This is a genomic window from Variovorax sp. Soil_C_33, from assembly GCF_057656935.1.
On sequence record NZ_JBDGJK010000008.1, the window covers coordinates 120,710 to 144,893 of the forward strand.

Below are 24,184 nucleotides of genomic sequence, written 5' to 3' on the forward strand. Positions count from 1 at the left end.
CTCCGGGGTGGAATCGGGGAAAGGCGGAAAGTTTAGCGACGCCTTCCGGGCCGCGCTCCGGCAAGGGCAAAAGCTACTTGCGCACCACCACCAGGCCCTTGAGGTACTCGCCTTCGGGGAACTCGATGGTCATCGGGTGGTCCGGCGCGGCGCCCAGGCGCTCGCTGATGTAGCCGTCGACGCCGGCATCGATGCCGGCACCGGCCACGATCTTGTGGAACAGGTCGGCGCCGATGCCGCCCGAACAGGAAAAAGTCAAGAGCACGCCGCCCGGCGCGAGCAGCTTGAGCGCCAGCCGGTTGATGTCCTTGTAGGCCCGCGCGGCGCGCTCGGCGTGGGCGACGGTGGGCGCGAACTTGGGGGGATCTAGCACGATGGCGTCGAACACCCGGCCCTCCTCGATGAAGCGGCGCAGCGCGGCATTGACGTCGGCATCGAGGAACTCGGTGCGCGCGCCTTCGAAACCGTTCAAGGCGACATGCGCACGCGCGCGCTCCAGCGCCGGCAGCGAGGAATCGATGGACACCAGCTCGGCGCCCTCGACCGCATCCGCCGCCGCGAGGCCCGCGAGCGCGGCGACCGTGAAGCCGCCGGTGTAGCAGAAGCAGTTGAGCACACGGCGAAACCGGCGGTGCCGGGCCAGTTCGGCAAAGCGCCGGCGGCTATCGCGCTGGTCCAGGTAGAAGCCGGTCTTGTGGCCGGTCGCGATGTCGAGCGTGAGCTGCCAGTCGTGCTCGCGGATCGTGAGCTCCGTGGGGCCGCTGCCGCGCAGCCAGCCGGTCTGGGGCGCGAGGCCCTCGCGCTCGCGGCCGCTCGCGTCAGAGCGTTCGTAAAGTTTTGCAAGACCGGTGGCAGCCAGCAAGGCATCGGCCAGCACCTCTTTCCAGCGCTCGACGCCGGCCGACAGGAACTGCGCCACCAGCGTGTCGCCATAGCGGTCGACGATCAGGCCCGGCAGGCCGTCGGCCTCGCCGTGGACCAGCCGCACGCCGTCGCTCTGCAAATCGAAGAGCTGCCGCGCCGCCACCGCGCTCGCGACCCGCGCCGCGAAGAAGGCCGCGTCGATGCGCTGCTTCTCGTCGAAGCTCCAGGCGCGGGCGCGGATCTTCGAATGCGGGCTGAATGCGGCCCAGGCGAGGAACCTGCCCTCGTCCGATTCGATGCGCACCGTCTCGCCCGCATCGCCGCCGCCCTTGGCGATCGCCGATTCGAAGACCCATGGATGGCGGCGCTGCAGCGAGCGCTCCTTGCCGGGCCGCAGACGCAGGACTTTCATTTGTGGTTCTTGGTGATCTTGGTTGCGGGCTCTTCTTCGCGCGCCTTGGCGCGCGGATGCGCCGCGTCGTAGGCCTTGGCCAGGTGCTGGAAATCCAGCCGCGTGTAGATCTGCGTGGTCGTGATGTTGGCATGGCCCAGCAGTTCCTGCACCGCGCGCAGGTCGCTGCTGGACTGCAGAACGTGGCTGGCGAAGGAATGGCGCAGCATGTGCGGATGCACTGGAGCGGCCAGGCCGGCCTTGAGGCTTCGGGCCCGCAGCTGCTTCCAAACCGACTGTGAAGAGAAGCGCAGGCCGTTGCGGCCGATGAAGAGCGCCGCGGCGCTTGCCGGATCGCGCAGGAGCGCGGCCTCGAGCGCGCTGCATTCGCCGCGCACCGCGAGCCAGACCGCGAGTGCCTCGGCCGCCTTGGCGCCCACCGGCACGATGCGGCGCTTGCTGCCCTTGCCGAGCACGCTGGCTTCCTGCGCCTCGAAGTCGACCCAGCCGCGCGCCGTGTTGCTGGCGCGCACGTCCAGGCCGGTCAGCTCGGCGACGCGCAGGCCGCAGCCGTAGAGCAGTTCGACGATCGCCCGATCGCGCGCCTCGGCCCAGGGGTCGGCATCGGCATCGTGCAGGTCGGCGAGCTGCACGGCTTCATCGACCGCGAGCGCCTTCGGCAGGGGCCGGGCCGCCTTGGGCGCATGAACGTCCTGCACCGGATTCGAGCCCACCAGCCCCTCGTTGCCGAGCCAGCGGTAGAAGCTGCGCCAGCACGAGAGCACCAGCGCGATGCCGCGCGATTCGCGGCCGGCGCCGTGCAGCTGGGCCATCCAGCGCCGCACGTGGCCGGTCTGGACCTTGTCGAGCGCGAGACCGGCCGCCTGGGCCTTCTCGGCCAGGGTCTTCAGATGGATGGCGTAGAGCTCGACGGTGCGCGCGGCGAGCCGGCGTTCCACGCGCACGTGCTCGAGGTATTTCTCGACCAGTGCCGGCGTCGCGGCCTGCGCCTCAGTGGAGGTATCCATTGGCGGTATTGTTCACGATGGCCAGGGGCTCGCGCAGCGCGCCCTTGAAGAGCATGCCCCAGCGGCGCCAGCAGGAGGTCGGCGCCGCGGCGTACTGCACGTCGAACAGCCGGTCGAAGCCGGCGGCGCGCGCCAGGCGCTCGACGCGCCACAGGTGATAGGGCTCGGACACGATGATCACGCTCTTCACGCCCGCTGCCTGCAGCACGGCGCGCGACATCGAGAGGTTCTCGCGCGTCGTCGACGACACGGGCTCCAGCAGCAGTGTGCCCGTGTAGCCGGCGTCGCGCGCGTGTTGCTGCATCACCTCGGCCTCGATGCGCCCGTCTTCCTTGTCGATGCCGCCGGACAGCACGAGCTGATTCACGCGCCCCTCCTTCGCCAGCGAGATGCCGGTATCGACACGGCCGGTGAGGCAGGGATTGGGCTTGCCGTCGCGGTAGGCGCGGTTGCCGAGAATCAGCGCTGCATCGGCCGCGCGCTGCGGCGGATGGCCCAGCAGCTCGAGCGCATGCAGCCAGATCGTGATCGCGATGGCCGCGTAGCCCAGCAGCAGGACCCCCAGCGCGCCGAACGCCACGCGCCAGAGCTTGCGCATCAGGGCGAAGGCCTCAATCGCGACAGCGCGCCCGAGGCCAGCTCGGCGATGCGCTCCAGGAAGTCGGTGCCCATCTCGGCGTTGAAGCGCTGCGCGTCGGGCGATGCCAGCACCAGCAGGCCGAAGGCCGGCGACTCGGCGTCGGGCCTGAGCGGAATCAGCGCGATCGACACCGCGGCGCGCGGCTCGGCCAGCCAGTTGGCGGCCTCGAAGCCGGCGTTGAGGCCGCAGTAGGGCGCCGTCAGCGAGGTGGCCAGGGCCTTCACGTCGTCGCTGACCCACTGCGCGTACGGCTCGTTGAGGTAGTCGCTGTCGCAGTCCCAGACCTTGATCGCGGTCTGCGGCACCAGAAACAGCGCCTGCAGCTGCTCGGCGATCTGCGTGGGCAACCCGCGCGGGTCGCGCGTGGTCAGCAGGCCGCGCGTCCAGCGCTGCAGCCGGTCGGCCGTGACCACGTTCTCGGTGCCGTGGCGCACCATGTCCATCACGCGGTGCTCCAGCGCCTTGATCTTCTCGCGCAGCATCTCGGCCTGGCGCTCCTGCAGGCTCACGGCGCGGTTGCCGTGCGGGCTGGTGAGCTGCACCTGGCCCAGCAGCTGCGCGTGGCGTTCGAAGAAGTCCGGCGTGTTCGAGAGGTAGTTGGCGATGTCGTCTTCGGTGATCGGGTTCATGGCGTTGGAGTTGAATTTGTTCATGGCACTTCGATTTCGCCTTCGAAGACGGTGACGGCGGGCCCGGTCATCAGCACCGGCGCGCCGTCGCCGGCCCATTCGATGGTGAGCAGCCCGCCGCGGGTCTGCACGTCGACCCGCGCGTCGAGCCGGCCCAGCCGGATGCCCGCGACCACCGCGGCGCAGGCGCCGGTGCCGCAGGCCAGCGTTTCGCCGGCGCCGCGCTCGAACACGCGCAGGCGCACCTGCGTGCGGTCGACGACCTGCATGAAGCCGGCGTTCACGCGCTGCGGAAAGCGCGGATGGTGCTCGATCGCCGGGCCCTGAGTGGCCACCGGCGCGGTGTCGACGTCGGGCACGATCTGCACCGCGTGCGGGTTGCCCATCGACAGCACGGCCAGCGACACCTTCGCGCTGTCGGCATGCGTGCCCAGGGTGAGATGCCAGGTGTGCCAGCCGTTGTCGTGCTGCGGATCGAGGCCGGCGGTGTCGAAGGGCACGCGCTGCGGCTCGAAGATCGGCGCGCCCATGTCGACCGTCACGCGGCCGTCGGCGCCCATGCGCGGCTCGATCACGCCCGAGAGCGTTTCCACGCGCACGCTGTCTTTCGCGGTCAGGCCGTGCTCGTGGACGAAGCGCATGAAGCAGCGCGCGCCGTTGCCGCACTGCTCGACCTCGCCGCCGTCGGCGTTGTGGATCACGTATTGGAAATCGATGCCCGCCGCCGGCGAGGGCCGCACGGTGAGGATCTGGTCGGCGCCGACGCCGAAGTGGCGGTCGGCCAGGAAGCGGTACTGCGCCGCACTCAGGCCCAGCGCGCCGCGGGTTTCGTCCAGCACGACGAAGTCGTTGCCGGCCCCCTGCATCTTGGTGAAGCGGATTCGCATCCGGGGGATTATCCGCCGCGGCCGGCTCGCATCCGGTCGAGTGTCCGGTCGAGGAAGCCCAACCGGTCCTGCCCCCAGAAGCGCTCGCCCTCGAGAATGAAGGTCGGCGCGCCGAACACGCCCTTCTCCACCGCCTCGGCGCTGTTGGCGCGGTAGGTCGCCAGGGTTTCGGGCGCCTCCTCCAGCGCCTGCAGCGCGGCGCCGTCGTAGCCGTTCTCGTCGGCGACCGCGATGCGCACCGCGGCATCCGAGGTGTCGCGCTCCTCCGCCCACAGCGCGCGCAAGAGCGCATGCGAGAGCGGCTGCGCATCGAGCCCCTGCAACTGGGCGCCGATCACCATCCAGCCCGGGTACTTGTTCCAGTTCGGATCGCCCGGCGGACCCTTGGGATAGTGCTTCGGCTCCAGGTTGAGCGGCATGCCCAAATAGTCACGCCAACGCGCCAGTTCGAGCGCGTGATAGCTGCGGCGCGGCTCGGGCCGCGTCTTGAGCGGAATGCCGCCGGTCTGCGGCACCACGGCCTGGAAATCGTAGGGCTTGAGCACCAGCCGCACGTGGTGGCGGCGCACGATGTCCTGCAGTTGCGGACCGCCGAGATACGCCCAGGGCGAAGAGAGGCTGTAGTAGCAGTCGAGTTCGATCATGTTCTGGATTATCTTCAGGCGATGCCTGACGACTTCTCTTCCGACACCCTACCGCCGGTGCCGCATCAATTCGCCGCGAGCGCGCGCGACGCGGCGGCGCTCGAAAAGCTGGCCGCACAAGCGCGCGCCGATCTCGAACGCATCAACCTGCCGCCGCCGGCCTGGGTGCTGCCGGCCGAATCGGCCGACGCCGACACGGTGCTCGACGTGCTGGTGGCCGGCGCCGGCATGTGCGGCCAGACCGCCGCCTTCGCCCTGCACCGCGAGGGCATCACCAACATCCGCGTGATCGACCGCGCCGCGCGCGGCGACGAAGGCCCGTGGGGCACCTACGCGCGCATGCTGACGCTGCGCAGCCCCAAGCAGGTCGGCGGGCCGGAGCTCGGCGTGCCCTCGCTCTCCTTCCGCGCCTGGTACGAGGCGCAGCACGGCAGCGCCGGCTGGGAGGCGCTGCACAAGATCGGCCGCATCGACTGGCGCGACTACCTGCTGTGGGTGCGCGACACCGTCGGCCTGCCGGTGAACAACGGCATCGCGCTGCGCTCCGTGTCGCACAGCGACGACGGACGCCTGCTGGTGGTCGAACTCACGGACCCGCAGGGCCGGCGCGAGACCGTGCGCACGCGCCAACTCGTGCTGGCGCTGGGCCGCGACGGCAGCGGCGCGCCGCGCTGGCCGTCTTTTCCATCCTTGCGGCGCGACGACCCGCACGCGGCCGGCCGGGTGTTCCATTCGGCCGACGCGATCGACTTCGCCGCGCTGGCGGGCAAGCGCATCGGCGTGCTGGGCGCCGGCGCTTCGGCCTTCGACAACGCGGCCTGCGCACTGGAGGCCGGCGCCGCGGAGGTCGTGCTGTTCGCGCGCCGGCCGCAGCTGCCCCAGGTCAACAAGAGCAAGGCCGCATCGAGCCACGGCTTCCTGCGCGGCTTCGAGGGCCTCGACGATGCGCGCAAGTGGCGCGTCTACACCTACATCTTCGACGAGCAGGTGCCGCCGCCCTGGGAAAGCGTGCGCCGCTGCGATGCGCATGCGGCCTTCACGCTGCTGCTCGGCACGCCCTGGCTGGACGTGGCGCCCGACGCGGAAGGCGTGAAGGTCAGCACGCCGAACGGCGGCAGCGAGCGCTTCGACGCCGTCATCTTCGGCACCGGCTTCGACGTCGACCTGCTCGACCGGCCCGAGATCGCGCGCTACACGCCGCTCGTGGACACCTGGGCCCAGCACGTGATGCCCGAGGAGGCGCAGCGCTACCCCGAGCCGGCGCGCTTTCCTTACCTGGGCGCGGGCTTCGAGCTGCGCGGCCGCACGGGCGTCGCGGGCAGCACGGAGGCCGAGGCGCTGTCGCGCATGCGCCTCTTCAACTGGGGCGCCACCATGAGCCACGGCGCGCTGGCCGGCGACATCCCCGGCCTCGCGATCGGCGCAACGCGCCTGGCCCACGCGATCGCGCGCGACCTGTTCGTCGAGGACGCCGACCGCCACTGGGCGCGGCTGCTGGCGCACGAGGAGCCGGAGCTGATCGCGACCCGCTGGTACGCGCCGGACAGGCGAAGCTGATGGACACGCGCCAGATGCGCTGCATCCTCGCGATCAGCGAGGCCGGCAGCCTCACGCGCGCGGCCGAGCAACTGGGCCTCGCGCAGCCGGCGCTCACGCAAACCTTGAACCGGCTCGAGCGCGAGATCGGCACGCCGCTCTTCACGCGCACGCGGCGCGGCGCGACGCTGACCGAGGCCGGGCTCGCCATCGTGGAGGACGTGCGCGCCAGCCTGGCCCACGCCGACGCGGCGGCCGAGCGCGCTGGGGCCATGGCCGCGGGCCGCGCGGGCCGGCTCACCATCGGCTTCGTAACCCATGCCATCTACGAGGTGCTGCCGCGCGCGCTGCGCCTGCTGCGCGCCGCGCATCCGCAGCTGGACGTGGTGCTGCGCGAGATGAGCAATGCCGAGCAGGTCGATGCGCTGGCCGGCGGCCGCATCGACATCGCGCTGCTGCATCCGCCCGTTTCCTTCAACGCCAAGGTGAACGAGCTGCGCCTGGGCGAGGAGCCGATGGTGGCCGCGCTGCCGGCCGGCTACGAGGTGGCGCAGGACGGCTGCGTCTCCCTGGCCGAGATCGCGCAGCATGGGCTGGTCTGGTTTCCCGAGCAGCAGATTCCGGCCCTGCGCAGCCAGCTGCTGGGCGCGATCCGCCGCGCCGGCCACTCCGTGCAGGTGGTGCAGGACGCCAACCGCACACTGACCGTGCTGGCCTGCGTGGCCGCCGGCCTCGGGTGGTCGCTGCTGCCGCGCTCAGTGCATGCACTGCGCCACGAAGGTGTGCGCTATGCCGAGGTGCGCGACGGCGCGGACCTGCCCGCCTTCGAACTGTCGGCGATGTGGCTGGCGCGCTCGCGGCCCACCTTCGCCGATGCGTTCTCCCAGTTGCTTCAATCGAGCTGAAGCTTGTTCTCCTTCGCGAGCCGGCTCCACTTCGCGAGCTCGGCGCGGCGGAACGCATCGAGTTCGGCGGGATCGGAGCCGATCACCTCGGCACCCATGGCCTCCAGCCGCTGGCGCACTTCCGGGTCCTTGACGGTGGCGGCGATCTCCTTCGAGAGCCGCGCGATCACCGCAGCCGGCGTGCCGGCCGGCACGAAGACCGCGTTCCACTCGTACATCTCGTAGCCCGGCAGGCCCGACTCCGCGAGGGTCGGCACCTCGGGCAGCATCGGCGAGCGCGCCTTGCCGCCGATCGCGAGCGGCCGCAGCTTGCCGCCCTGGATGTAGGGCATGCCCGAGCCCAGGCTGGCGAAGAACACCGGCACCTGGCCCGCCATGACGTCGGTGAGCGCCGGGCCGCCGCCCTTGTAGGCCACGTGCGTCATGCGGGTCTTGGCCATCGAATCGAAGAGCTCGGCCGCCAGGTGCGGCGAGGAGCCGTTGCCCGAGGAGGCATAGTTGATCTCCCCCGGCCGCGCCTTGGCCTGGGCGATCAGGTCCTTGACGCTCGCGATCGGCGCGCCCGGGTGCACGACGAGGATGTTGGGCACCTTGACCAAGAGCGAGACCGGCGCGAAGTCGCGCAGCGTGTCGAAGGGCATCTTGCTGCGCAAGGCCGGGTTCTGCGCGTGGTTGGAGGCATCGAGCATCACGGTGTAGCCGTCGGCCGGGCTCTTGGCGACCAGTTCGCCGCCGATCGCGCCGCCGGCGCCGCCGCGGTTGTCGATCACCACCGGCTGGCCGAGCCGGGCCGAGAGCTTGGGGCCGATGATGCGCGCCACCGCATCGACCGTGCCGCCCGGCGGATAGGTCACGACCAGGCGCACCGGCTTGGCCGGCCAGCCTTGCGCCTGGGCGCCGAGGGCGGCGAACAGCAGCGCCGTGCCGCCGGCGGCGCGGATGAAGGCGCGCACGAGGCGCGGGGGATTGAACATTTTTGTCTCCTTCGGACGCCCATGCCGGCGCCTCTTTTCGGTGGGTGAATCAGGCGAAGCGGAACAGCGCCGCGGGCGTGTCGGCCAGGATGCGCCGGCGCGTCTCGACATCCGGCACCCAGTCGGCCAGCGCTGCCTGGGTGGATCCGTAGTCGGCCAGATGCTGATGCTGCGTGTGCGGCCAGTCGCTACCCCACAGCAGGCGGCCGGCACCCAGCGCCTGCAGCAGGGCCTGTGCAGCGGCACGGGCCGCGTCGCTACGCTGGTCGGCCCAGTTGCGGTAGGCGGCGGAGAGCTTGACCCACACGCGCCCGCTCGAAGCGCTCTGCAGCAGCCATCCGAAGCCTTCGTCGTCGCCGGGCGCCGGGCCGGGGCGGCCGAAGTGGTCCACCACCAGCTTGCAGCCGGCATCGAGGATGGCCCGCCCGGCCAGCGGCAGATCGCACGATTCGCGATGCAGCTCCACATGCCAGTCGAGCGCACGGACGCGAGCGAAGAGGCCTTGCCACTCGGCATGTGCGAGGTCGGGAATGGGCAGCCCGACGAGGTTGAGCCGGATGCCGCAGACGCCCTGCCGGTCCAGCGCCGCCAAGTCGTCCTCGCCGATCCTCGGCTCGACGATCACGACGCCGCGCAGCCGCTGCGGACAGGCGCGCAGCGCATCGAGCAGGAAGCGGTTGTCGGTGCCCAGGAAGCTCGGCTGCACCAGCACCGCATGCGACACCGCATGCGCGTCCAGCAGCGCGAGGTAGTCGGGCAAGAGTGCGTCGTAGTCGGGCGCATGGCGATGCACCGGCGCCAGCGGCAGACCGCGCCGGAACACGTGGGCGTGGCTGTCGATCGCGGCGACCGGCTCAGGCGTAGCGCTGTTCGAGCTCATCGAATTCCTTTTTGCGCACCAGCGCCTGGCGCTCGGCGAAAGTCGCGACCAGGCCGCTCGCTTCATCGAGCCGGCCGCGCTCGCGCAGGCCTTGCAGCGCCAGCGTCATGCCGCGCACCGCGCCCTGCAGCGCGGCGTTGGCGTACAGCACCAGGCCGAAACCCATGGCGCCGAACTCGGCCGCGTCCAGCGTCGGCGTCTTGCCGCCGATCACCACGTTGACCACCTGCGGGCAGGCTAGCTCGCGCGGAATGCGGCGCAGCGCTTCCAGCGACTCGGGCGCCTCGACGAAGGTGATGTCGGCGCCGGCCTCGGCGTAGGCGGCGGCGCGCGCGATCGCGGCATCGATGCCTTCGACGGCCGCGGCGTCGGTGCGCGCGATCACCAGGAAGTCGGCATGCACCCGGGCATCGACCGCCGCCTTCACCTTGCCCAGCATCTCGTTCTGCGGGATCACGCCCTTGCCCTCGAAATGACCACATTTCTTGGGGCTCACCTGGTCTTCCAGCTGGATCGCATTGGCGCCGGCGCGCTCCAGCGTGCGCACCGTGTGCTGCACGTTGAGCGCGTTGCCGAAGCCGGTGTCGACGTCGACGATGAGGGGCAGCGCAACCGCGTCGCGCAGCGCGGCCGTGTGCTGCGCCAGGTCGCCGAGATGGACGAAGCCGAGATCGGGGATGCCGTAGAAGGTGTTGGTGAGGCCGGCGCCGCTCAGGTACACGGCCTCGAAGCCCAGCTCCTCGATCACGCGGGCGGCCAGCGCGTTGGCTGCGCCCGGCACCAGCAGGCCGCGCCTGGCTTCGACCTTCTGCCGCAGCAGCGTACCGGGATGGATAGCCTTCGTCATCGTCATTCGTCCCTCATGCCCGTGGCCTTGACCACCGCGCCCAGGCGCGCGCGCTCGGCATCGACGAACTGCACGAAGGAAGCGCGCGTGCCGCCGATCGGCTCGATGCCCAAGCCCTTGAGCTTGTCGGCGATGGCCGGCGTCTTCATGGCCGCGTCGATGGCGGCGCTCATCTTTTCGAGTACCGCCTCGGGTGTGCCGTGCGGCGCGTGCACGCCGGCCCAGTGGGCGATACGCACATCGGGAAAGCCCTGCTCCGAGGCCGTGGAGAGCTCCGGATAGGCCGAGATGCGCGTGGTCCAGGTATTGGCCAGTGCCTTCAGCTTGCCGCTCTTGAGATAGGGCAGCGCGACGATGCTTGCCTCCGACGTCGCTTCGACCTGCTTGCCGAGCACGGCGGTGATCGACTCCGAGCCGCTCTTGTAGGGCACCACATCGAGCTTGGCGCCGTACTTGGTTTCGAGCATCCCCTCGACGAAGTGCGGCGTGCTGCCGGTGCCGGCGGTCGCCCAGTGGAAGCCGGCGCCGGTCTTGGAAGCCGCGACGAATTCCTTCAGGTCCTTGTAGGGCGCATCGGCCGGCACCAGGATCACCGAGGGCGCGAGGCCGATCATGCCGACCGGGACCAGGTCGCTGTCCTTGTAGGGCAGGTGCTTTTTGATCATGCCGTTGGAGATCACGCCGGCCGCGCTCACCAGGAAGGTGTAGCCGTCGGGCGCGCTCTTGGCGACGATGTCCGCGCCCAGCGTAGCGCCGGCGCCGGGCTTGTTGTCGACCACGATGGGCTGCCCCAGCGCCTTGGAGGCGCCTTCGGCCGCGGCGCGCGCCATCAGGTCGTTGGCGCCGCCGGCCGCAAAGGGCACGACCAGGCGGATCGGCTTGGCGGGCCAGGTCTGCGCGGAAGCGGTCGTGCAGGCCAGCACGGCTGCCAGGCCGGCGAGCAGGACGAGGCGGGAGGAAGGATGCATGGCGTTGTCTCCGGGTAGGTGTAGTGAGGGATGCCGCAGCGTGCTGGCGGCAAGTATCGACACGCACCGTCCCCAATGGAACGCCGTTTTGCGTTGCTTTTACATAAGCGCGACTTATGGGCGTGCCAGCGCCTCTTCCAGGCCGATATGACCGACGAAACCGCCGGCACTCACAGCTGTCTGCTGCGCCTCGATCGCATGCGCGAACTTCACCGCCGGCTCGGCCTCCAGCTTGTCGAAGAGTCGCTGCAACGCGGGATAGTCGCGCCGATCGACGACCTCGTGGTACTTCGTCCAGCGCGCGATGCCGATGAAGTACGCATCCGCAAGGCTGCGCTCCTGGCCCAGCAGCCAGGGCTGGTCGCCGAGCAGCGCCTCGAGTTGCGCATGCGCCTTCTCGACCTTGGCGCGGCCGAAGGCTGTCAGTGCCTTTTTTTCCTCGCCCTCGCTGCCATGCTCCAGCGCGTGCCACAGCGGGCTGAAGGCGCCGAAGAAGGTGGTGTTGAGGAAGCCCAGCATCTGGTTCAGACGGTCGAAGCCGCGGCTGCCCTGGGGATGGCCGAGCTTCCTGTCGATGCCCAATGCACCGAGGTGGTTGAGGATGGCCATGCTCTCGCTGAGCAGTTCGCCCTTCGCAGTCAACAGCGACGGCGTCTCGCCGACAGGATTGACGCGCTTGTAGGTGTCGCTCGAAACGACCGCGGGCATTTCGATGCGGCAGAGCTGGTAGGGCCTGGCGAGCCATTCGAGCGCAACGATGGAGCCGAAGGAGCAACCGGAGGGCACGCCGTAAAAAAGGATGGGGAGGGGGTTCATGTGTTTGTCCATGCGATCAATGTAGCGGTGTGGACTTTGGGTGAGTAGCCTGCAAAATCAGGACTTATCGTCCACGCTTGTGCACGCCGGAGCCTCATGCTCAATCTCAACGACCTTCATTTCTTCGCCGCGGCGGTGGATCACGGCGGCTTCTCGGCCGCCTCGCGCCAACTCGGCGTGCCCAAGTCGACGATCAGCAAGCGCGTCGCCGAACTCGAGAACCGCCTCGGCGTGCGACTCATCCAGCGCACTTCGCGCAGCTTTGCGCTCACCGAGCTCGGGCGCGACTTCTATGAGCACGCCCATGCCGCGCTGATCGAAGCCGAATCCGCCGAGCAGGTGGTGCGCAGGCGCGTCGCCGAGCCCAGCGGCACGGTCCGGATGACGGCTTCCGTTCCAACCGCCCAGCTGTATCTGTCCGCGCATCTGCCGGAACTCGCGCGCACCTATCCGAGGCTGCACGTCCAACTCGATGTGTCCGATCGGTTCGTGGACGTGGTGCAGGAGGGCTACGACATCGCCGTGCGCAGCCACTTCGCTGCGCTGCCCGACTCAGGGCTGCTGCAGCGGCAGCTCATGGTCGAACAGATCATCCTGGTGGCCGCACCCGACTATCTGAAGGCTCGCGCTCCGGTGGAGTCGCCTGAGGCCCTGGAGGGCCACGACGGCCTCTTGACCGGCACGACGGCGAGAAGATGGCTGCTCACCGGCAGGAGCGGCGAGAAGGTCGAGATCGCGCCCGTTGCGCGGCTCACGGCCAACGAATCGATGGTGCTGCTGAACGCGGCGATCGCCGGCCTCGGCATCACCTGCCTGCCCGAGCGCTTCTGCCGGGCCGCGCTGAAGGCGCAGCAGTTGACGCAGGTGCTGCCGGATTGGCATGCCGGCAGCGTCACCACCACGATCCTGATGCCGCACCGTCGCGGCCAGCTCCCGGGGGTGCGCGCGGCGGTGGAATTCCTGGCGCATTGCCTGAATGACGGGTAAGGGTGCAGCGCCGCGCCCGAAGGCAATTGATGCCACCTGGAACTAGCTCCCTGGTGGCTGCGGAGCCCTCCACTTCTTTCGCGCTCCGACAGCGCCGGTCGCGGCGGCCTGCAGGATGCGGCGGAAGGTGGGGCATTCCATGTGGCTCGGTGCAGGGCAGGCAGCGGCGTGCAGCAGGCCGTCGCGCATCGCGCTCAGTTTGCGGATCGTCCTGTCCAGCTCCTGCGCCTTGGCCGCGAGCATCTGGCGGTCGATGCGCGGCTGCGCCTCGCGCGTGAACAGGAGCGCGATCTCGTCGAGCGAGAAGCCGGCCGCGCGCCCCAGCGAGATCAGCGCCAGGCGTTCCAGCACACCGGGATCGAACAGGCGGCGCAGGCCGCGCCTGCCGGTGGAGGCGATCAGCCCCTTTTCGTCATAGAAGCGCAGCGTCGACGCAGGAACGCCGGATCGCTGCGCCACCTCGGCGATGTCCAGGTGCATCATTCTCTTGACCTCAAGTCGACTTGAAGTTGCACAGTCTAGGCCCTGTTCACGCAAGCAAAGGAAAACGACCATGGATGTCACGCAACAGACCGACAACAACGAGCAGACGGCGCTCTGGAACGGCCGCGCCGGCCGCGCCTGGGTCGAGGCACAGGAGGTGATCGACCAGGTGCTCGAGCCCTTCGAAGACCTGCTCGTCGAAGCGGTCGGCGCCGGACCCGGACAGCGGGTGCTCGACGTCGGCTGCGGTACCGGCAGCACGACGCTCGCCGTTGCGCGGCTGCTCGGCTCGGCGGGCCGCTGCATCGGCGTCGACATTTCGGATCCGCTGATCGCCGCCGCCCGGGCACGCGCCGAACAGGAAGACACGCCGGCCAGCTTCATCCGTGCCGACGCGCAGACGCACGCCTTCGAGCCCGCCAGCTTCGACGTGATCATGTCGCGCTTCGGCGTCATGTTCTTCGACCACCCGGTCCTCGCCTTCGCGAACCTGCGGCGCGCCGCAAGGGACGGTGCCGCGCTGCGCGCCATCGTCTGGCGCAGTGCCGCGGAAAACCCGTTCATGACGACGGCCGAGCGCGCCGCGGCGCCGCTGCTGCCGAACCTGCCCGCCCGCCAGCCGGGCGCGCCCGGACAGTTCTCGTTCGCAGACGGGCATCGGGTCTCCTCCATCCTGGAAGAGAGCGGCTGGGCCGGGATCGACATCCGGCCGATCGATGTCGAATGCACCCTGCCCGAGAAGGAGCTGGTCGGCTACTTCACCCGGCTCGGTCCCGTCGGCCTGGTCCTCCAGGAGGTGGACGTGCGCACGCGCGCGCAAGTCATCGACACCGTCCGTACCGCCTTCGACCCCTATGTGCACGGAGCCGAAGTCCGCTTCGCCGCCGCCTGCTGGATGGTCAGCGCCCGAGCGTCTGCTCTCGACCGGGCCCGTCCTCGAGACCCCTTCCAGGATCACCACGGAACCGGCTTTGCCGGGCCGTCGGTGTTGCCCCCGGTGAGGGGGCTGGCGGCCACACGAAGTGGGCAAGCCCGGGGGAGAGCCTAAGTCTCCGAACGGATCCCTCGCATCAGGATCACGCCGCCCAGCTGCGAGGTGTCCGAGCGCATCCGGTAGGCCAGTGCCTGCGGCGTGCCGGCCTGCGCCTGCCAGCCCGCCTTCAGTAGCTGCTGCTGCACCTCGGCGGAGCGAAGCACTTCGCCCAGGGCCGCATTGAGCCTGGCCACTGCCGGCTTGGGCAGGTCGGCCGGGGCCGCGAGCGCGGTCCAGATCTCGAGGTCGGCGCCGCGCACGTCGGCTTCGCGCAGCGTGGGCAGCTCGCTGAACAGCGGGCTGCGCAAGGGCGAGGTGACGCCGAGGGCCTTGAACTTGCCCGAGGCCACATGAGGTTTCGCGAGGCCGGGTGGCAGCAGCGCCATCTGGATCTGTCCCGCGAGCATGGCGGCGATGACCTGCGGGTTGCCGTTGAAGGGCACGTGCTGCGGCGAGATGCTGGTGCGGGTCTTCAGCAGTTCCATGCCGAGGTGGCCCACGGTGCCGACGCCGGGCGTGCCGTACTTGCCCTTGTCGCCGAGGTTGCGCGCCCACAGCAGCAGTTCGGTGGCGTTCTTGCCCGCGGCATCGCCCGAGACCGCCAGCACCAGCGGCGCGGTGCCGATCAGCCCCACGGGCGCGAAGTCCTTCTCGGGGTCGAAGGGCGTGGCCGGATTGAGCAGCTTGGCGATCGTGAGGTTGCCGTTGATCAGCGCGCCGATGGTGTGGTCGTCCTGCGCCTTGGCCACCAGGTCGGCCGCGAGGTTGCCGCTGGCGCCGGGCTTGTTTTCCACCGTCACCGGCTGGCCCAGCAGCTTCGAGAGCGGCTCGGCGATGGCGCGCGCCGCGAGGTCGGGCGACGCACCGGCCGGAAAGCCGACCAGCAGGCGCACGGGCTGGGTCGGCCAGGCGCCGGGGACAGCAACACCGGCGGGGCGCGCGGCGCGCGGTGCGGCGGAGGACGTTGCCTGTTGGGCCCACGCGGCCGGGGCACAGGCTGAGGCAGCGAGGCTTTGGAGCAAGCGGCGTTTGGAGATCATGAAGCGCTGTTCGTTGTTTAAAGAGGTAACACAACGTTACGCGACGACATCCGCCGGCGCAAGACAACCAAATGCTTCGTCAGCGCAGCGCGCCCTCTCCACTCACACCCAGCCCGCGCGCCGGAAGCGGTAGTACACGTAGGCGCAAAGGCTCGCGATCAGCGCCAGCGCGGCCGCATAGCCGTAGCGCCATTTCAGCTCGGGCATGTGCTCGAAGTTCATGCCCCAGATGCCGGCGAAGGCGGTGCACACGGCGAAGATGGCGGCCCAGGCCGCGAGACGCTTGGTCACCTCGCCGTCCTCGATGGTGACCATCGAGAGGTTGACGTGGATCGCGGTGCCGATGGTGTCGCGGATCGAGTCGATGGTGTTGTTGATGCGGCTCAGGTGGTCGACGACATCGCGGAAGTACTCCTGCGTGCTGGCGCAGATCTGCGGCACGCGGCCGCCGTGCAGCTTGCTGGTACCTTCGAGCAGGGGGGCAACGGCATGCTTGAGCAGCGTCAGGCGCTGTTTCAGCTCGTAGAGGCGCTTGATGCTCTCGCGCGCCGCGCCCTTGGTGAAGATGCGCTGCTCGATGGTGTCGAGTTCGTCCTCGAAGGCATCGATGACGGGGAAGTAGCGATCCACCACGGCATCCATCAGCGCGTAGAGCACGAAGCCCGGGCCGTTCCTGAGCAGCTCGGGCTCGCGCTCGCAGCGCTCGCGCACTTCGGTGAAGCCGTGCTCGCTGCGGTTGCGCACCGACACCACGTAGTTGCGCCCGACAAAGACATCGAGCTCGCCGACCTCGAGCGTGGTGGGCCCGGCCGCGCCCGCTTCGAGCAGGTGCATGACGACGAAAAGCGAATCGGCGTACTCCTCCACCTTCGGCCGCTGGTGGCCGTTGTGGGCATCTTCCACCGCCAGCGGATGGAGGCCGAACTCGGCCTGCACTTCGGCCAGCTCTTCGGGCGTAGCGTCGTGCAGCGCCACCCAGACGAAGCAGCGCGGCTGCGACGCGTACTCGCTGATCTCGGAAACGGGAATGTCGGCCAGCTTGGTGCCGTCTTCGTAGACAACGCAGTTGATGAGCATGCGGGGCGCCGGGGCAGTGAAGAAGACGGGGCATCTTGCCACGCGCGGGCGGCGTCGCAAGCGCGTGAAGGGCGGCGTCGCAAGCGCGTGAAGTCTCCAACGGGAACACTCAGGGCTTCTTGCCCAGCGCCTGCAGCAACGGCCCGACGATGTCCAGCGGCAGCGGGAACACGATGGTCGAGTTCTTGTCGGCCGCGATCACGGTCAGCGTCTCCAGGTAGCGCAGTTGCAATGCCTGCGGCTGCTTCCCGAGGATCTCGGCCGCCTCGGCCAGCTTGACCGAGGCCTGCAGCTCGCCTTCGGCATGGATCACCTTGGCGCGCCGCTCGCGCTCTGCCTCCGCCTGGCGTGCGATGGCGCGCACCATGTTGTCGTTGAGGTCCACGTGCTTGATCTCGACGTTGGTGACCTTGATGCCCCAGGTGTCGGTCTGCGCTTCCAGCGTCTTCTGGATGTCGAGGTTGAGGCGCTCGCGCTCGGCCAGGAGGTCGTCGAGCTCGTGCTTGCCGAGCACGGCGCGCAGCGTGGTCTGGGCGAGCTGGCTGGTGGCCTCGAGGTACTTCTCGACCTGGATGATCGCCTTCTCCGCATCGATCACGCGGAAGTAGAGCACCGCGTTCACCTTGACCGACACGTTGTCGCGCGTGATCACGTCCTGGCTCGGAATGTCGAGCACCATCACGCGCAACCCCACGCGCACCATCTGCTGGATGCCGGGGATCAGGATCACCAGCCCCGGCCCCTTGACCCTCCAGAAGCGTCCGAGCTGGAACACCACCCCGCGCTCGTACTCGCGCAGGATGCGCAGCGATGCCGCGGCGAGCATGACCGCCAGCACGACCAGGAGGCCCATGAGCGCGACGCTGAAATTGAAGAACATGGTCACTGGCCGTCCGGCGCCACCTGCAGCACGACGCCTTGCACGCCGCTTACCCGGACCTTGCGGCCCGCATGCAGGTCGCCGGCGCCAGTCACGCGCCAGTAGTCGCCCTGGATCTGCGCCCAGCCCTCGCCGTCTGCGAACTCGACCAGCTCGCCGGTGGTGCCCACGAGGGTCGAAATGCCGGTGGTCACCGGCCGCCGGCGCGCCTTCGCGGCCATGCCGGCCACCACGAGGATGAACAGGGCCGAGGCGGCGCTCGTGGCCGCGATCACCCACAGCGGCACGCCGAAACCCGGCGCGTCGTTGTCGATCAGGAGCACCGCGCCGATCGCGAAGGCCGCGATGCCGCCCAGCCCGAGCACGCCGAAGCTCGGCAGAAAGGCCTCAGCGATGAGGAAGGCCACGCCCAGCAGGATCAGCGCCAGCCCCGCGTAGTTGACCGGCAGCATCTGCAGGCCGAACATCGCCAGCGTCAGGCAGATGGCCCCCACCACGCCGGGCAGCACGAAGCCGGGGTTGGAGAACTCGAACAGCAGGCCATAGATGCCGACCATCAGCAGGATCAGCGCCAGGCTGGGCTCGGTGATCACCGACAGCAGCCGGCTGCGCCAATCGGCCTCGAAGGCGAGCAACTGCGCGCGCTGGGTGGCGAGCCGAACGTTGCCGCCTTCCATGGCCACCTCGCGTCCGTTCACCTGCATCAGCAGGTCGGCCACGTCGCGCGCCACCAGGTTGATGACCTTCTTCTGCAGCGCCTCCTGCGCCGACAGGCTCACGGATTCGCGCACCGCCTGCTCGGCCCAGTCGGCATTGCGCCCGCGCAGCTGGGCCAGGCTGCGGATGTAGGCCGATGCATCGGCCAGCCGCTTGGCGTTCATCGCATCGGGCGCCGGCTCGGCACCCTTCTCGGAGGACTTGTCGGAAGAAGACGGCGGCTTCGGCTCCGGCCGGCCGGGCGTCGGCATGCCGATGGCCACCGGCGTCGCCGCGCCGAGATTGGAGGCCGGCGCCATGGCGGCGATGTGGCTCGCGTAGAGGATGTAGGTGCCGGCACTCGCGGCGCGCGCGCCGCTGGGCGCCACGAAGGTCGCCACCGGCACGGGCGAAGCGAGGATGTCCTTGATGATGTTGCGCATCGAGGCGTCGAGCCCGCCGGGCGTGTCGAGCTGCAGCACGGCGAGCCGCGCTTCCTTCTTGGCAGCCAGCGCGAGGCCGCGGCGCACATAGTCTGCGGAAGCGGGCCCGATGGCGCCGTCGATCTGCATGAGGACCACGATGCGGGGCGCCTCGGGAGGTGCAGGTGACGCGGCAGGCACGGCTTCGGCGCTGGCCGCCGCTGCCGCATGAGCCAGGAGGACCAGTCCCATCAACCATGTTCCGGCGGACCTCATGATGCGGATGATTCTAGGAGTCGCGGGCGTCCGTGTCACACAGGGGCTACTCGACGAAAAGCAGCGCCGGGCATTCGAGCGAAGCCCGCACGGCCTGCACGAACTCGGCCGCCAGCTGGCCGTCGACCACGCGATGGTCGAAGGAGGAGGACAGGTTCATCATGCGGCGCGCGACCACCGCGCCGCCCTGCATCACCGGGCGCTGCACGATGCGGTTGACGCCGACGATCGCCACCTCGGGCGCGTTGATGATCGGCGTGGAGGCAATGCCGCCCAGCGCGCCGAGGCTGGTGACGGTGAGGGTCGAGCCGCTCAGTTCGTCGCGCGTGGCCCGGCCCGCGCGCGCGGCATCGGCCAGGCGCGCGATCTCGGTCGCGCTCGACCAGAGGTCGCGCGCTTCCGCGTGGCGCAGCACCGGCACCATGAGGCCGGCCGCGGTCTGGGTCGCGATGCCGACATGCACCGCGCCGTGGCGCGTGAGGACGCCCGCCTCGTCGTCGAAACGGGCATTGATCTGCGGAAAGCGCGCCACCGCCAGCACGACGGCACGCACCAGCAGCGGCAGCAGCGTGAGATGCACCCGCTCGCTGCCCGAGCCTTCGTTGAGCCGCGCACGCAACAGCTCCAGCTCGGTCACGTCGATCTCCTCGACGTAGGTGAAGTGCGGGATGCGGCGCATCGCATCCTGCATGCGCTGCGCGATGCGGCGGCGCACGCCGGTCACGGGCACGGCCTCCTCGTCGTTGCGCTCTACGTAGCGCGCCGCACTCGGCGCCTGCGGAGCGGGCCGCCGCAACAGCCAGGCGTCGAGGTCCTCGTGCAGGATGCGGCCGTCCGCGCCGCTGCCCGGCACCTGCTTCAGATCGATGCCGAGGGCCGCGGCCCGATGGCGCACCGCGGGCGCGGCGAGCGCCTTGCCGACCGATGGGCGCGCGCGCTCGGCCGGTGCCGGTGCCGGTGCCGGCGCCGGTGCCGGCGCCAGGACCTGCGCCTGCGTGCGGGCGGGCGCGGCCGACACGGCCTGCGCCTCGCCGCCGTCCCCCACATCGATGCGGATCAACTCCGCGCCCACCGCAATCTGCTGCCCCACTTCGCCGCCGAGCGCGAGCACCTTGCCCGCGACCGGCGACGGGATCTCGACGGTCGCCTTGTCGGTCATCACGTCGGCCAGCACCTGGTCTTCGGCCACCGTGTCGCCAGGCTGCACGCGCCATGCCACCAGCTCCACCTCGGCGATGCCTTCGCCGATGTCCGGCACCTTGATCGCATGCGTGCCCATTCAGTTCTCCATGACGCGCCGGAAGGCCGCGCCCACGCGCGCCGGGCCCGGGAAGTAGGCCCACTCCTGCGCATGCGGATAGGGCGTGTCCCAACCGGTCACGCGCTCGATGGGCGCCTCGAGGTGATGGAAGCAGTGCTCCTGCACCAGCGCCGTCAGCTCGGCGCCGAAGCCGCTGGTGCGCGTGGCCTCGTGCACGATCACGCAGCGGCCGGTCTTCCTGACCGAGGCGACGAGGGTCTCCAGGTCCAGCGGCCACAGGCTGCGCAGGTCGATGATTTCGGCATCGATACCGGTCTCCTGCGCGGCCGCTTCCGAGACGAAGACCATGGTGCCGTAGCTGATCACCGTCAGGTCGGCGCCGGGGCGGAACACGGTGGCCGACTCCAGCGGAACCGTGTAGTAGCCCTCGGGCACCTCGCCCAGCGGATGGGCCGACCAGGACACCAGCGGCCGGTCGTGGTGGCCGTCGAAGGGTCCGTTGTAGAGGCGCTTGGGCTCCAGGAAGATCACCGGGTCGTCGTTCTCGATCGAGGCGATCAGGAGGCCCTTGGCATCGCGCGGATTGGAGGGCATCACCGTGCGCACGCCGCAGACGTGCGTGAACAGCACCTCCGGGCTCTGGCTGTGCGTCTGGCCGCCGTAGATGCCGCCGCCGCAGGGCATGCGGATGGTGATCGGCGCGGTGAAGTCGCCGGCCGAGCGAAAGCGCAGCCGCGCCGCTTCGGAAACGATCTGGTCGTAGGCCGGATAGAAGTAGTCGGCGAACTGCACTTCGACCACCGGGCGCAGGCCGTAGGCGCCCATGCCGATGGCCGAGCCGACGATGCCGCCTTCGGAGATCGGCGCATCGAACACGCGCGAGCGGCCGTACTTGGCCTGCAGGCCCTCGGTGACGCGGAACACGCCGCCGAAGTAGCCGACGTCCTGGCCGTAGATGACGACGTTGTCGTCGCGCTCGAGCATCACGTCCATCGCCGAACGCAAAGCCTGGATCATGGTCATGGCGGTCATGACGCCGCTCCGGACTGCATCTGTTCACGCTGCCGCTTCAAATGCGCCGGCATGTCCTTGTAGACATCCTCGAACATCGTCGCCGCGCCCGCGAGATGCCCGTCGGCCAGCGAGCCGTAGCGCTCGGCCTCCTTCAGCGCGGCATTGACCTCGGCCTCCAGTTTCGCCTGCGTCTCTTCGTGCTCCTGCTGCGACCAGGCGCCGATGCCGATGAGATGCTGCGCCAGCCGCGGGATCGGATCGCCGAGCGGAAAGTGCGCCCAGTCGTCGGCCGGCCGGTAGCGCGAGGGATCGTCCGAGGTCGAATGCGCGCCAGCGCGGTAGGTGACCCATTCGATCAGCGTCGGCCCGAGGTTGCCGCGAGCGCGCGCAGCAGCCCAGCGCGAGGCGGCCAGCACGGCGAGGAAGTCGTTGCCGTCGACGCGCAGCGAGGCGATGCCGCAACCGACGCCGCGCGCCGCGAAGGTGGTGGCCTCGCCGCCGGCGATGGCCTGGAAGGTCGAGATCGCCCACTGGTTGTTGACCACGTTGAGGATCACCGGCGCGCGGTACACGTGGGCGAAGGTCAGCGCCGTGTGGAAGTCGGACTCGGCGGTGGCGCCGTCGCCGATCCATCCCGAAGCGATGCGCGTGTCGCCCTTGATCGCCGAGGCCATGCCCCAGCCCACGGCCTGGATGAACTGCGTGGCCAGGTTGCCCGAGATCGAGAAGAAGCCGGCGCGCTTCATCGAATAGCACACCGGCAACTGCCGCCCTTTGAGCGGGTCGCGCTCGTTGGACATCAGTTCGCAGATCATGTCCACCATCGACACATCGTCGCGCGCCAGCAGCAGGCCCTGCTGTCTATAGGTGGGAAAGCACATGTCACCCTGCTGCAGCGCCAGCGCATGGCCGGTCGCGATCGCTTCCTCGCCGAGGCACTGCATGTAGAAGGAGATCTTCTTCTGGCGCTGCGCGATCAGCATGCGGGCGTCGAAGGCGCGCGTCTTCATCATCGCGACGAGGCCGCGGCGCAGCAGCGCAGCGTCGGCCTCGGGCGCCCACGGGCCGACAGCGCGGCCCTCGTCGTCGAGCACGCGCACCAGCGTGTAGGCAAGATCGGCGGTGTCGGCCGGCGAGGCTTCGAGCGGGGGACGCCGCACGTCGCCGGCGCGCGAAATGTGCAGGTAGGAAAAGTCGGTCTCACGGCCCGGCCGCCCGGTGGGCTCCGGCACATGCAGACGAAGAGGTGCGCCCTGGCTCATCGCGTTGTCTCCGCGCTCGATGGGATCGCTCGCCAGCAAAGCCTAGCGAATTTCAGGCTCCGGCGCAGCCGGTCAATCGCGCGTATCTCTCTTGACACGCAAGGCCGGCAGGACTCGAATCCGATTGGGAGAGAGCGGCGGAGCCCTGATCAGGAGCACCTCATGCGCAAGAAGATTCTGGCGATGGTGGCTTGTCTTGTGGGTCTTAGCCTGCCCGCATGGCCCGCGGGCGGCGGCGGTGGTGGCGGCGGCGGCGGCGGCCCGTCGCAGCAGGAGTTGGACCCCGACTACCGCGCCGGCCAGGCTCACATCAAGGCCGAGCAATGGGCCGAAGCCCTGCCCCGGCTGAACACGGCGATCCGGACCGATCCCGGAAATGCCGATGCCTGGAACCTGCTGGGTTTCGCCTATCGGCACCTGGGCGACATGGACAACTCCTTCAAGCACTACGAGCGCGCCCTGCAGCTCAACCCCGGCCACCGCGACGCGCACGAGTACGTGGGCGAGGCCTATCTGCAGGTCGGGCAGCTCGAAGGCGCGGAGAGGCACCTGAAGGCGCTCGACAGGCTCTGCTGGTTCCCCTGCGAGCAGTACACCGAGCTGAAGGAGAAGATCGCGAAGTTCAAGCGTTCGCGCGCCGGGGAGTAGCTTCTGTTGACGATGTGGGATCGCGCAGGCGAGTGCCTCCTCAGTCGATACTGATATTCGCCGCCTTTGCCACCTCGGCCCACTTCACGCGGTTGGCGTGAACGGTCGCCTTGAACTGCGCGGGCGTCTCGATGCGCACCGTGTTGCCCTGCCCCTCGAACTTCTCGCGGATCTCGGGCTGTTCAAGCACGGACCTGATCGCGGCATTGAGCTTGTCGACGATGCGCGCGTCCGTGCCCTTGGGCGCGAAGACGCCGAACCAGATCGAGCTGTCGAAGCCCTGCGTGCCCGGGATGCCGCTGGACGCGATGGTCGGCACCTCCTTCACCGCCGCCACCGGCTTGGCGGTGGTGACGCCCAGGAGCCGCACCTTGCCGGCCTTGTACTGCGGCAGCACGGTCTGCACCTGGTTCATGATGCAGCAGGTCTCGCCGCGCACCACCGAGGCGATGGCCTCCGGCCCGCCCTTGTAGGGCACGTGCACCATCTGCAGGCCGAGGCGCGAGTTCAACTCGGCGAAAGCCATGTGGGTGCCGGCGCCGTTGCCGGTGGAGGCGTAGTTGTACTTGCCGGGGTTGGCCTTCACCAGCTCGACGAACTCCTTGAGCGTCTTAACGTTAATCACCTCGGGATTGATGGTGAGCACGTTCGAGACGTCGAGCACCGGCGCGACGGGCACGAAGTCGGCCTCGACGTCGAAGGGCAGCTTCTTGTAGAGCGCCGCATTGCTGCCGTGCGTGGCCGCGGTGCCGAAGGCGAGCGTGTAGCCATCGGGCTTGGCGCGTGCCACGTACTCGCTCGCGATGTTGCCGGCGGCGCCGGACTTGTAGTCGATCACCACTGGCTGGCCGAGCTTCTGCTGCAAGGGTTCCTGGATCGTGCGCGCCACCACGTCGACGCCCGAGCCGGCCGGGAAGCCCATGATCAGGGTGACGGGTTGCTGCGGCCACTCGGCCTGCGCGAAGGCGACGGGTGCGGCAAAGGCAGAAAGGGCGAGACCGGCGGCAAGGAGACGGCGCGAGCGGCTGGAGAGAGAATCGGGCATGACTGTCCTTCGAAGCGGATGGAGCAAGCGCCGATTGTGGCGCGAGGCTCA

General features: G+C 69.5%; 25 protein-coding genes. 5 read left to right on the forward strand and 20 right to left on the reverse strand.

Annotation, left to right across the window (positions count from 1 at the left end):
* Nucleotides 1-73: 73 nt before the first annotated feature.
* The 6 genes from AC3A6B_RS14385 to AC3A6B_RS14410 are packed head-to-tail and all read right to left on the reverse strand — an operon-like array spanning nucleotide 74 to nucleotide 5,083.
* Nucleotides 74-1,276, reverse strand: coding sequence for a class I SAM-dependent rRNA methyltransferase (locus AC3A6B_RS14385; protein WP_487837367.1), 1,203 nt, complete (start codon nucleotides 1,274-1,276; stop codon nucleotides 74-76).
* Complete coding sequence (locus AC3A6B_RS14390; RefSeq protein WP_487837368.1) at nucleotides 1,273-2,283, reverse strand: tyrosine recombinase XerC; 1,011 nt, start codon at nucleotides 2,281-2,283, stop codon at nucleotides 1,273-1,275. Before AC3A6B_RS14390 ends, AC3A6B_RS14385 begins: the two co-directional genes overlap by 4 nt.
* A complete protein-coding gene (locus AC3A6B_RS14395) occupies nucleotides 2,267-2,881 on the reverse strand; it encodes a YdcF family protein (protein WP_487837369.1) in 615 nt (204 codons plus the stop codon). Before AC3A6B_RS14395 ends, AC3A6B_RS14390 begins: the two co-directional genes overlap by 17 nt.
* Nucleotides 2,881-3,576, reverse strand: coding sequence for a DUF484 family protein (locus AC3A6B_RS14400; RefSeq protein ID WP_487837370.1), 696 nt, complete (start codon nucleotides 3,574-3,576; stop codon nucleotides 2,881-2,883). The genes AC3A6B_RS14395 and AC3A6B_RS14400 overlap by 1 nt, the downstream gene beginning before the upstream one ends.
* A complete protein-coding gene (dapF, locus tag AC3A6B_RS14405) occupies nucleotides 3,573-4,439 on the reverse strand; it encodes a diaminopimelate epimerase (RefSeq protein WP_487837371.1) in 867 nt (288 codons plus the stop codon). The genes AC3A6B_RS14400 and dapF overlap by 4 nt, the downstream gene beginning before the upstream one ends.
* A gap of 8 nt (nucleotides 4,440-4,447) precedes the next feature.
* Nucleotides 4,448-5,083, reverse strand: a complete 636-nt coding sequence (locus AC3A6B_RS14410) for a DsbA family protein (protein WP_487837372.1) — start codon at nucleotides 5,081-5,083, stop codon at nucleotides 4,448-4,450.
* A gap of 21 nt (nucleotides 5,084-5,104) precedes the next feature.
* Between AC3A6B_RS14410 and AC3A6B_RS14415 the strand changes: the two genes are divergently transcribed.
* Both AC3A6B_RS14415 and AC3A6B_RS14420 read left to right on the forward strand, forming a co-directional pair.
* Nucleotides 5,105-6,640: a SidA/IucD/PvdA family monooxygenase gene (locus AC3A6B_RS14415; RefSeq protein ID WP_487837373.1), complete on the forward strand. Its 1,536-nt coding sequence runs from the start codon at nucleotides 5,105-5,107 to the stop codon at nucleotides 6,638-6,640.
* A complete protein-coding gene (locus tag AC3A6B_RS14420) occupies nucleotides 6,640-7,524 on the forward strand; it encodes a LysR family transcriptional regulator (protein ID WP_487837374.1) in 885 nt (294 codons plus the stop codon). The genes AC3A6B_RS14415 and AC3A6B_RS14420 overlap by 1 nt, the downstream gene beginning before the upstream one ends.
* Here AC3A6B_RS14420 and AC3A6B_RS14425 read toward each other — a convergent pair.
* From AC3A6B_RS14425 to AC3A6B_RS14445, 5 genes are all read right to left on the reverse strand, one after another.
* Nucleotides 7,512-8,498, reverse strand: coding sequence for a tripartite tricarboxylate transporter substrate binding protein (locus AC3A6B_RS14425; protein WP_487837375.1), 987 nt, complete (start codon nucleotides 8,496-8,498; stop codon nucleotides 7,512-7,514). The two genes, AC3A6B_RS14420 and AC3A6B_RS14425, sit on opposite strands and share 13 nt — an antisense overlap.
* 49 nt (nucleotides 8,499-8,547) lie before the next feature.
* Nucleotides 8,548-9,378, reverse strand: a complete 831-nt coding sequence (locus AC3A6B_RS14430; RefSeq protein ID WP_487837376.1) for an amidohydrolase family protein — start codon at nucleotides 9,376-9,378, stop codon at nucleotides 8,548-8,550.
* Nucleotides 9,353-10,225, reverse strand: a complete 873-nt coding sequence (locus AC3A6B_RS14435) for an isocitrate lyase/PEP mutase family protein (protein WP_487837377.1) — start codon at nucleotides 10,223-10,225, stop codon at nucleotides 9,353-9,355. Before AC3A6B_RS14435 ends, AC3A6B_RS14430 begins: the two co-directional genes overlap by 26 nt.
* Before the next feature lie 2 nt (nucleotides 10,226-10,227).
* Entirely contained in the window at nucleotides 10,228-11,193 is a 966-nt protein-coding gene (locus AC3A6B_RS14440; RefSeq protein WP_487837378.1) for a tripartite tricarboxylate transporter substrate binding protein, read from the reverse strand.
* A gap of 114 nt (nucleotides 11,194-11,307) precedes the next feature.
* A complete protein-coding gene (locus AC3A6B_RS14445) occupies nucleotides 11,308-12,009 on the reverse strand; it encodes a glutathione S-transferase family protein (protein ID WP_487837379.1) in 702 nt (233 codons plus the stop codon).
* Nucleotides 12,010-12,105: 96 nt separating this feature from the next.
* Here AC3A6B_RS14445 and AC3A6B_RS14450 point away from each other — a divergent pair, with 96 nt between their 5' ends.
* Nucleotides 12,106-12,996: a LysR substrate-binding domain-containing protein gene (locus tag AC3A6B_RS14450; protein WP_487837380.1), complete on the forward strand. Its 891-nt coding sequence runs from the start codon at nucleotides 12,106-12,108 to the stop codon at nucleotides 12,994-12,996.
* Between the two features lie 42 nt (nucleotides 12,997-13,038).
* Here AC3A6B_RS14450 and AC3A6B_RS14455 read toward each other — a convergent pair whose 3' ends face one another.
* Complete coding sequence (locus AC3A6B_RS14455) at nucleotides 13,039-13,479, reverse strand: helix-turn-helix domain-containing protein (protein ID WP_487837381.1); 441 nt, start codon at nucleotides 13,477-13,479, stop codon at nucleotides 13,039-13,041.
* A gap of 70 nt (nucleotides 13,480-13,549) precedes the next feature.
* Between AC3A6B_RS14455 and AC3A6B_RS14460 the strand changes: the two genes are divergently transcribed.
* Nucleotides 13,550-14,527 carry a class I SAM-dependent methyltransferase gene (locus tag AC3A6B_RS14460; RefSeq protein WP_487837382.1) on the forward strand — a complete coding sequence of 326 codons (978 nt, stop codon included), beginning with the start codon at nucleotides 13,550-13,552 and terminating at the stop codon, nucleotides 14,525-14,527.
* Here AC3A6B_RS14460 and AC3A6B_RS14465 read toward each other — a convergent pair.
* From AC3A6B_RS14465 to AC3A6B_RS14495, 7 genes are all read right to left on the reverse strand, one after another.
* Nucleotides 14,524-15,552, reverse strand: coding sequence for a Bug family tripartite tricarboxylate transporter substrate binding protein (locus tag AC3A6B_RS14465; RefSeq protein ID WP_487837383.1), 1,029 nt, complete (start codon nucleotides 15,550-15,552; stop codon nucleotides 14,524-14,526). The genes AC3A6B_RS14460 and AC3A6B_RS14465 overlap by 4 nt on opposite strands.
* 102 nt (nucleotides 15,553-15,654) lie before the next feature.
* The gene (gene corA, locus AC3A6B_RS14470; RefSeq protein WP_487837384.1) at nucleotides 15,655-16,629 is read right to left on the reverse strand and encodes a magnesium/cobalt transporter CorA; all 975 of its coding nucleotides are present in this window, start codon (nucleotides 16,627-16,629) and stop codon (nucleotides 15,655-15,657) included.
* 109 nt (nucleotides 16,630-16,738) lie between these two features.
* Nucleotides 16,739-17,509, reverse strand: a complete 771-nt coding sequence (locus AC3A6B_RS14475; RefSeq protein WP_487837385.1) for a slipin family protein — start codon at nucleotides 17,507-17,509, stop codon at nucleotides 16,739-16,741.
* 2 nt (nucleotides 17,510-17,511) lie between these two features.
* Nucleotides 17,512-18,879 (reverse strand): NfeD family protein, encoded by a 1,368-nt coding sequence (locus tag AC3A6B_RS14480; protein WP_487837386.1) that lies wholly within the window; start codon nucleotides 18,877-18,879, stop codon nucleotides 17,512-17,514.
* Nucleotides 18,880-18,949: 70 nt separating this feature from the next.
* Nucleotides 18,950-20,182, reverse strand: coding sequence for a dihydrolipoamide acetyltransferase family protein (locus AC3A6B_RS14485; protein WP_487837387.1), 1,233 nt, complete (start codon nucleotides 20,180-20,182; stop codon nucleotides 18,950-18,952).
* Nucleotides 20,183-21,196 carry an alpha-ketoacid dehydrogenase subunit beta gene (locus AC3A6B_RS14490; protein ID WP_487837388.1) on the reverse strand — a complete coding sequence of 338 codons (1,014 nt, stop codon included), beginning with the start codon at nucleotides 21,194-21,196 and terminating at the stop codon, nucleotides 20,183-20,185.
* Nucleotides 21,193-22,440 carry a thiamine pyrophosphate-dependent enzyme gene (locus AC3A6B_RS14495; protein WP_487837389.1) on the reverse strand — a complete coding sequence of 416 codons (1,248 nt, stop codon included), beginning with the start codon at nucleotides 22,438-22,440 and terminating at the stop codon, nucleotides 21,193-21,195. The genes AC3A6B_RS14490 and AC3A6B_RS14495 overlap by 4 nt, the downstream gene beginning before the upstream one ends.
* A gap of 162 nt (nucleotides 22,441-22,602) precedes the next feature.
* On the opposite strand from AC3A6B_RS14495, the gene AC3A6B_RS14500 reads away from it, so the two are divergent.
* Nucleotides 22,603-23,088 (forward strand): tetratricopeptide repeat protein, encoded by a 486-nt coding sequence (locus AC3A6B_RS14500; protein WP_487837390.1) that lies wholly within the window; start codon nucleotides 22,603-22,605, stop codon nucleotides 23,086-23,088.
* Nucleotides 23,089-23,128: 40 nt separating this feature from the next.
* On the opposite strand, the gene AC3A6B_RS14505 is transcribed toward AC3A6B_RS14500, so the two are convergent.
* Complete coding sequence (locus tag AC3A6B_RS14505) at nucleotides 23,129-24,133, reverse strand: Bug family tripartite tricarboxylate transporter substrate binding protein (protein ID WP_487837391.1); 1,005 nt, start codon at nucleotides 24,131-24,133, stop codon at nucleotides 23,129-23,131.
* Nucleotides 24,134-24,184: the final 51 nt, after the last annotated feature.

Bases quoted from the DNA above. Each gene is read 5' to 3' on its own strand.
- AC3A6B_RS14385 (WP_487837367.1), bottom strand. From the start codon at position 1,276: ATGAAAGTCCTGCGTCTGCGGCCCGGCAAGGAGCGCTCGCTGCAGCGC.
- AC3A6B_RS14390 (WP_487837368.1), bottom strand. From the start codon at position 2,283: ATGGATACCTCCACTGAGGCGCAGGCCGCGACGCCGGCACTGGTCGAG.
- AC3A6B_RS14395 (WP_487837369.1), bottom strand. From the start codon at position 2,881: ATGCGCAAGCTCTGGCGCGTGGCGTTCGGCGCGCTGGGGGTCCTGCTG.
- AC3A6B_RS14400 (WP_487837370.1), bottom strand. From the start codon at position 3,576: ATGAACAAATTCAACTCCAACGCCATGAACCCGATCACCGAAGACGAC.
- dapF (WP_487837371.1), bottom strand. From the start codon at position 4,439: ATGCGAATCCGCTTCACCAAGATGCAGGGGGCCGGCAACGACTTCGTC.
- AC3A6B_RS14410 (WP_487837372.1), bottom strand. From the start codon at position 5,083: ATGATCGAACTCGACTGCTACTACAGCCTCTCTTCGCCCTGGGCGTAT.
- AC3A6B_RS14415 (WP_487837373.1), top strand. From the start codon at position 5,105: ATGCCTGACGACTTCTCTTCCGACACCCTACCGCCGGTGCCGCATCAA.
- AC3A6B_RS14420 (WP_487837374.1), top strand. From the start codon at position 6,640: ATGGACACGCGCCAGATGCGCTGCATCCTCGCGATCAGCGAGGCCGGC.
- AC3A6B_RS14425 (WP_487837375.1), bottom strand. From the start codon at position 8,498: ATGTTCAATCCCCCGCGCCTCGTGCGCGCCTTCATCCGCGCCGCCGGC.
- AC3A6B_RS14430 (WP_487837376.1), bottom strand. From the start codon at position 9,378: ATGAGCTCGAACAGCGCTACGCCTGAGCCGGTCGCCGCGATCGACAGC.
- AC3A6B_RS14435 (WP_487837377.1), bottom strand. From the start codon at position 10,225: ATGACGAAGGCTATCCATCCCGGTACGCTGCTGCGGCAGAAGGTCGAA.
- AC3A6B_RS14440 (WP_487837378.1), bottom strand. From the start codon at position 11,193: ATGCATCCTTCCTCCCGCCTCGTCCTGCTCGCCGGCCTGGCAGCCGTG.
- AC3A6B_RS14445 (WP_487837379.1), bottom strand. From the start codon at position 12,009: ATGAACCCCCTCCCCATCCTTTTTTACGGCGTGCCCTCCGGTTGCTCC.
- AC3A6B_RS14450 (WP_487837380.1), top strand. From the start codon at position 12,106: ATGCTCAATCTCAACGACCTTCATTTCTTCGCCGCGGCGGTGGATCAC.
- AC3A6B_RS14455 (WP_487837381.1), bottom strand. From the start codon at position 13,479: ATGATGCACCTGGACATCGCCGAGGTGGCGCAGCGATCCGGCGTTCCT.
- AC3A6B_RS14460 (WP_487837382.1), top strand. From the start codon at position 13,550: ATGGATGTCACGCAACAGACCGACAACAACGAGCAGACGGCGCTCTGG.
- AC3A6B_RS14465 (WP_487837383.1), bottom strand. From the start codon at position 15,552: ATGATCTCCAAACGCCGCTTGCTCCAAAGCCTCGCTGCCTCAGCCTGT.
- corA (WP_487837384.1), bottom strand. From the start codon at position 16,629: ATGCTCATCAACTGCGTTGTCTACGAAGACGGCACCAAGCTGGCCGAC.
- AC3A6B_RS14475 (WP_487837385.1), bottom strand. From the start codon at position 17,509: ATGTTCTTCAATTTCAGCGTCGCGCTCATGGGCCTCCTGGTCGTGCTG.
- AC3A6B_RS14480 (WP_487837386.1), bottom strand. From the start codon at position 18,879: ATGGGACTGGTCCTCCTGGCTCATGCGGCAGCGGCGGCCAGCGCCGAA.
- AC3A6B_RS14485 (WP_487837387.1), bottom strand. From the start codon at position 20,182: ATGGGCACGCATGCGATCAAGGTGCCGGACATCGGCGAAGGCATCGCC.
- AC3A6B_RS14490 (WP_487837388.1), bottom strand. From the start codon at position 21,196: ATGACCGCCATGACCATGATCCAGGCTTTGCGTTCGGCGATGGACGTG.
- AC3A6B_RS14495 (WP_487837389.1), bottom strand. From the start codon at position 22,440: ATGAGCCAGGGCGCACCTCTTCGTCTGCATGTGCCGGAGCCCACCGGG.
- AC3A6B_RS14500 (WP_487837390.1), top strand. From the start codon at position 22,603: ATGCGCAAGAAGATTCTGGCGATGGTGGCTTGTCTTGTGGGTCTTAGC.
- AC3A6B_RS14505 (WP_487837391.1), bottom strand. From the start codon at position 24,133: ATGCCCGATTCTCTCTCCAGCCGCTCGCGCCGTCTCCTTGCCGCCGGT.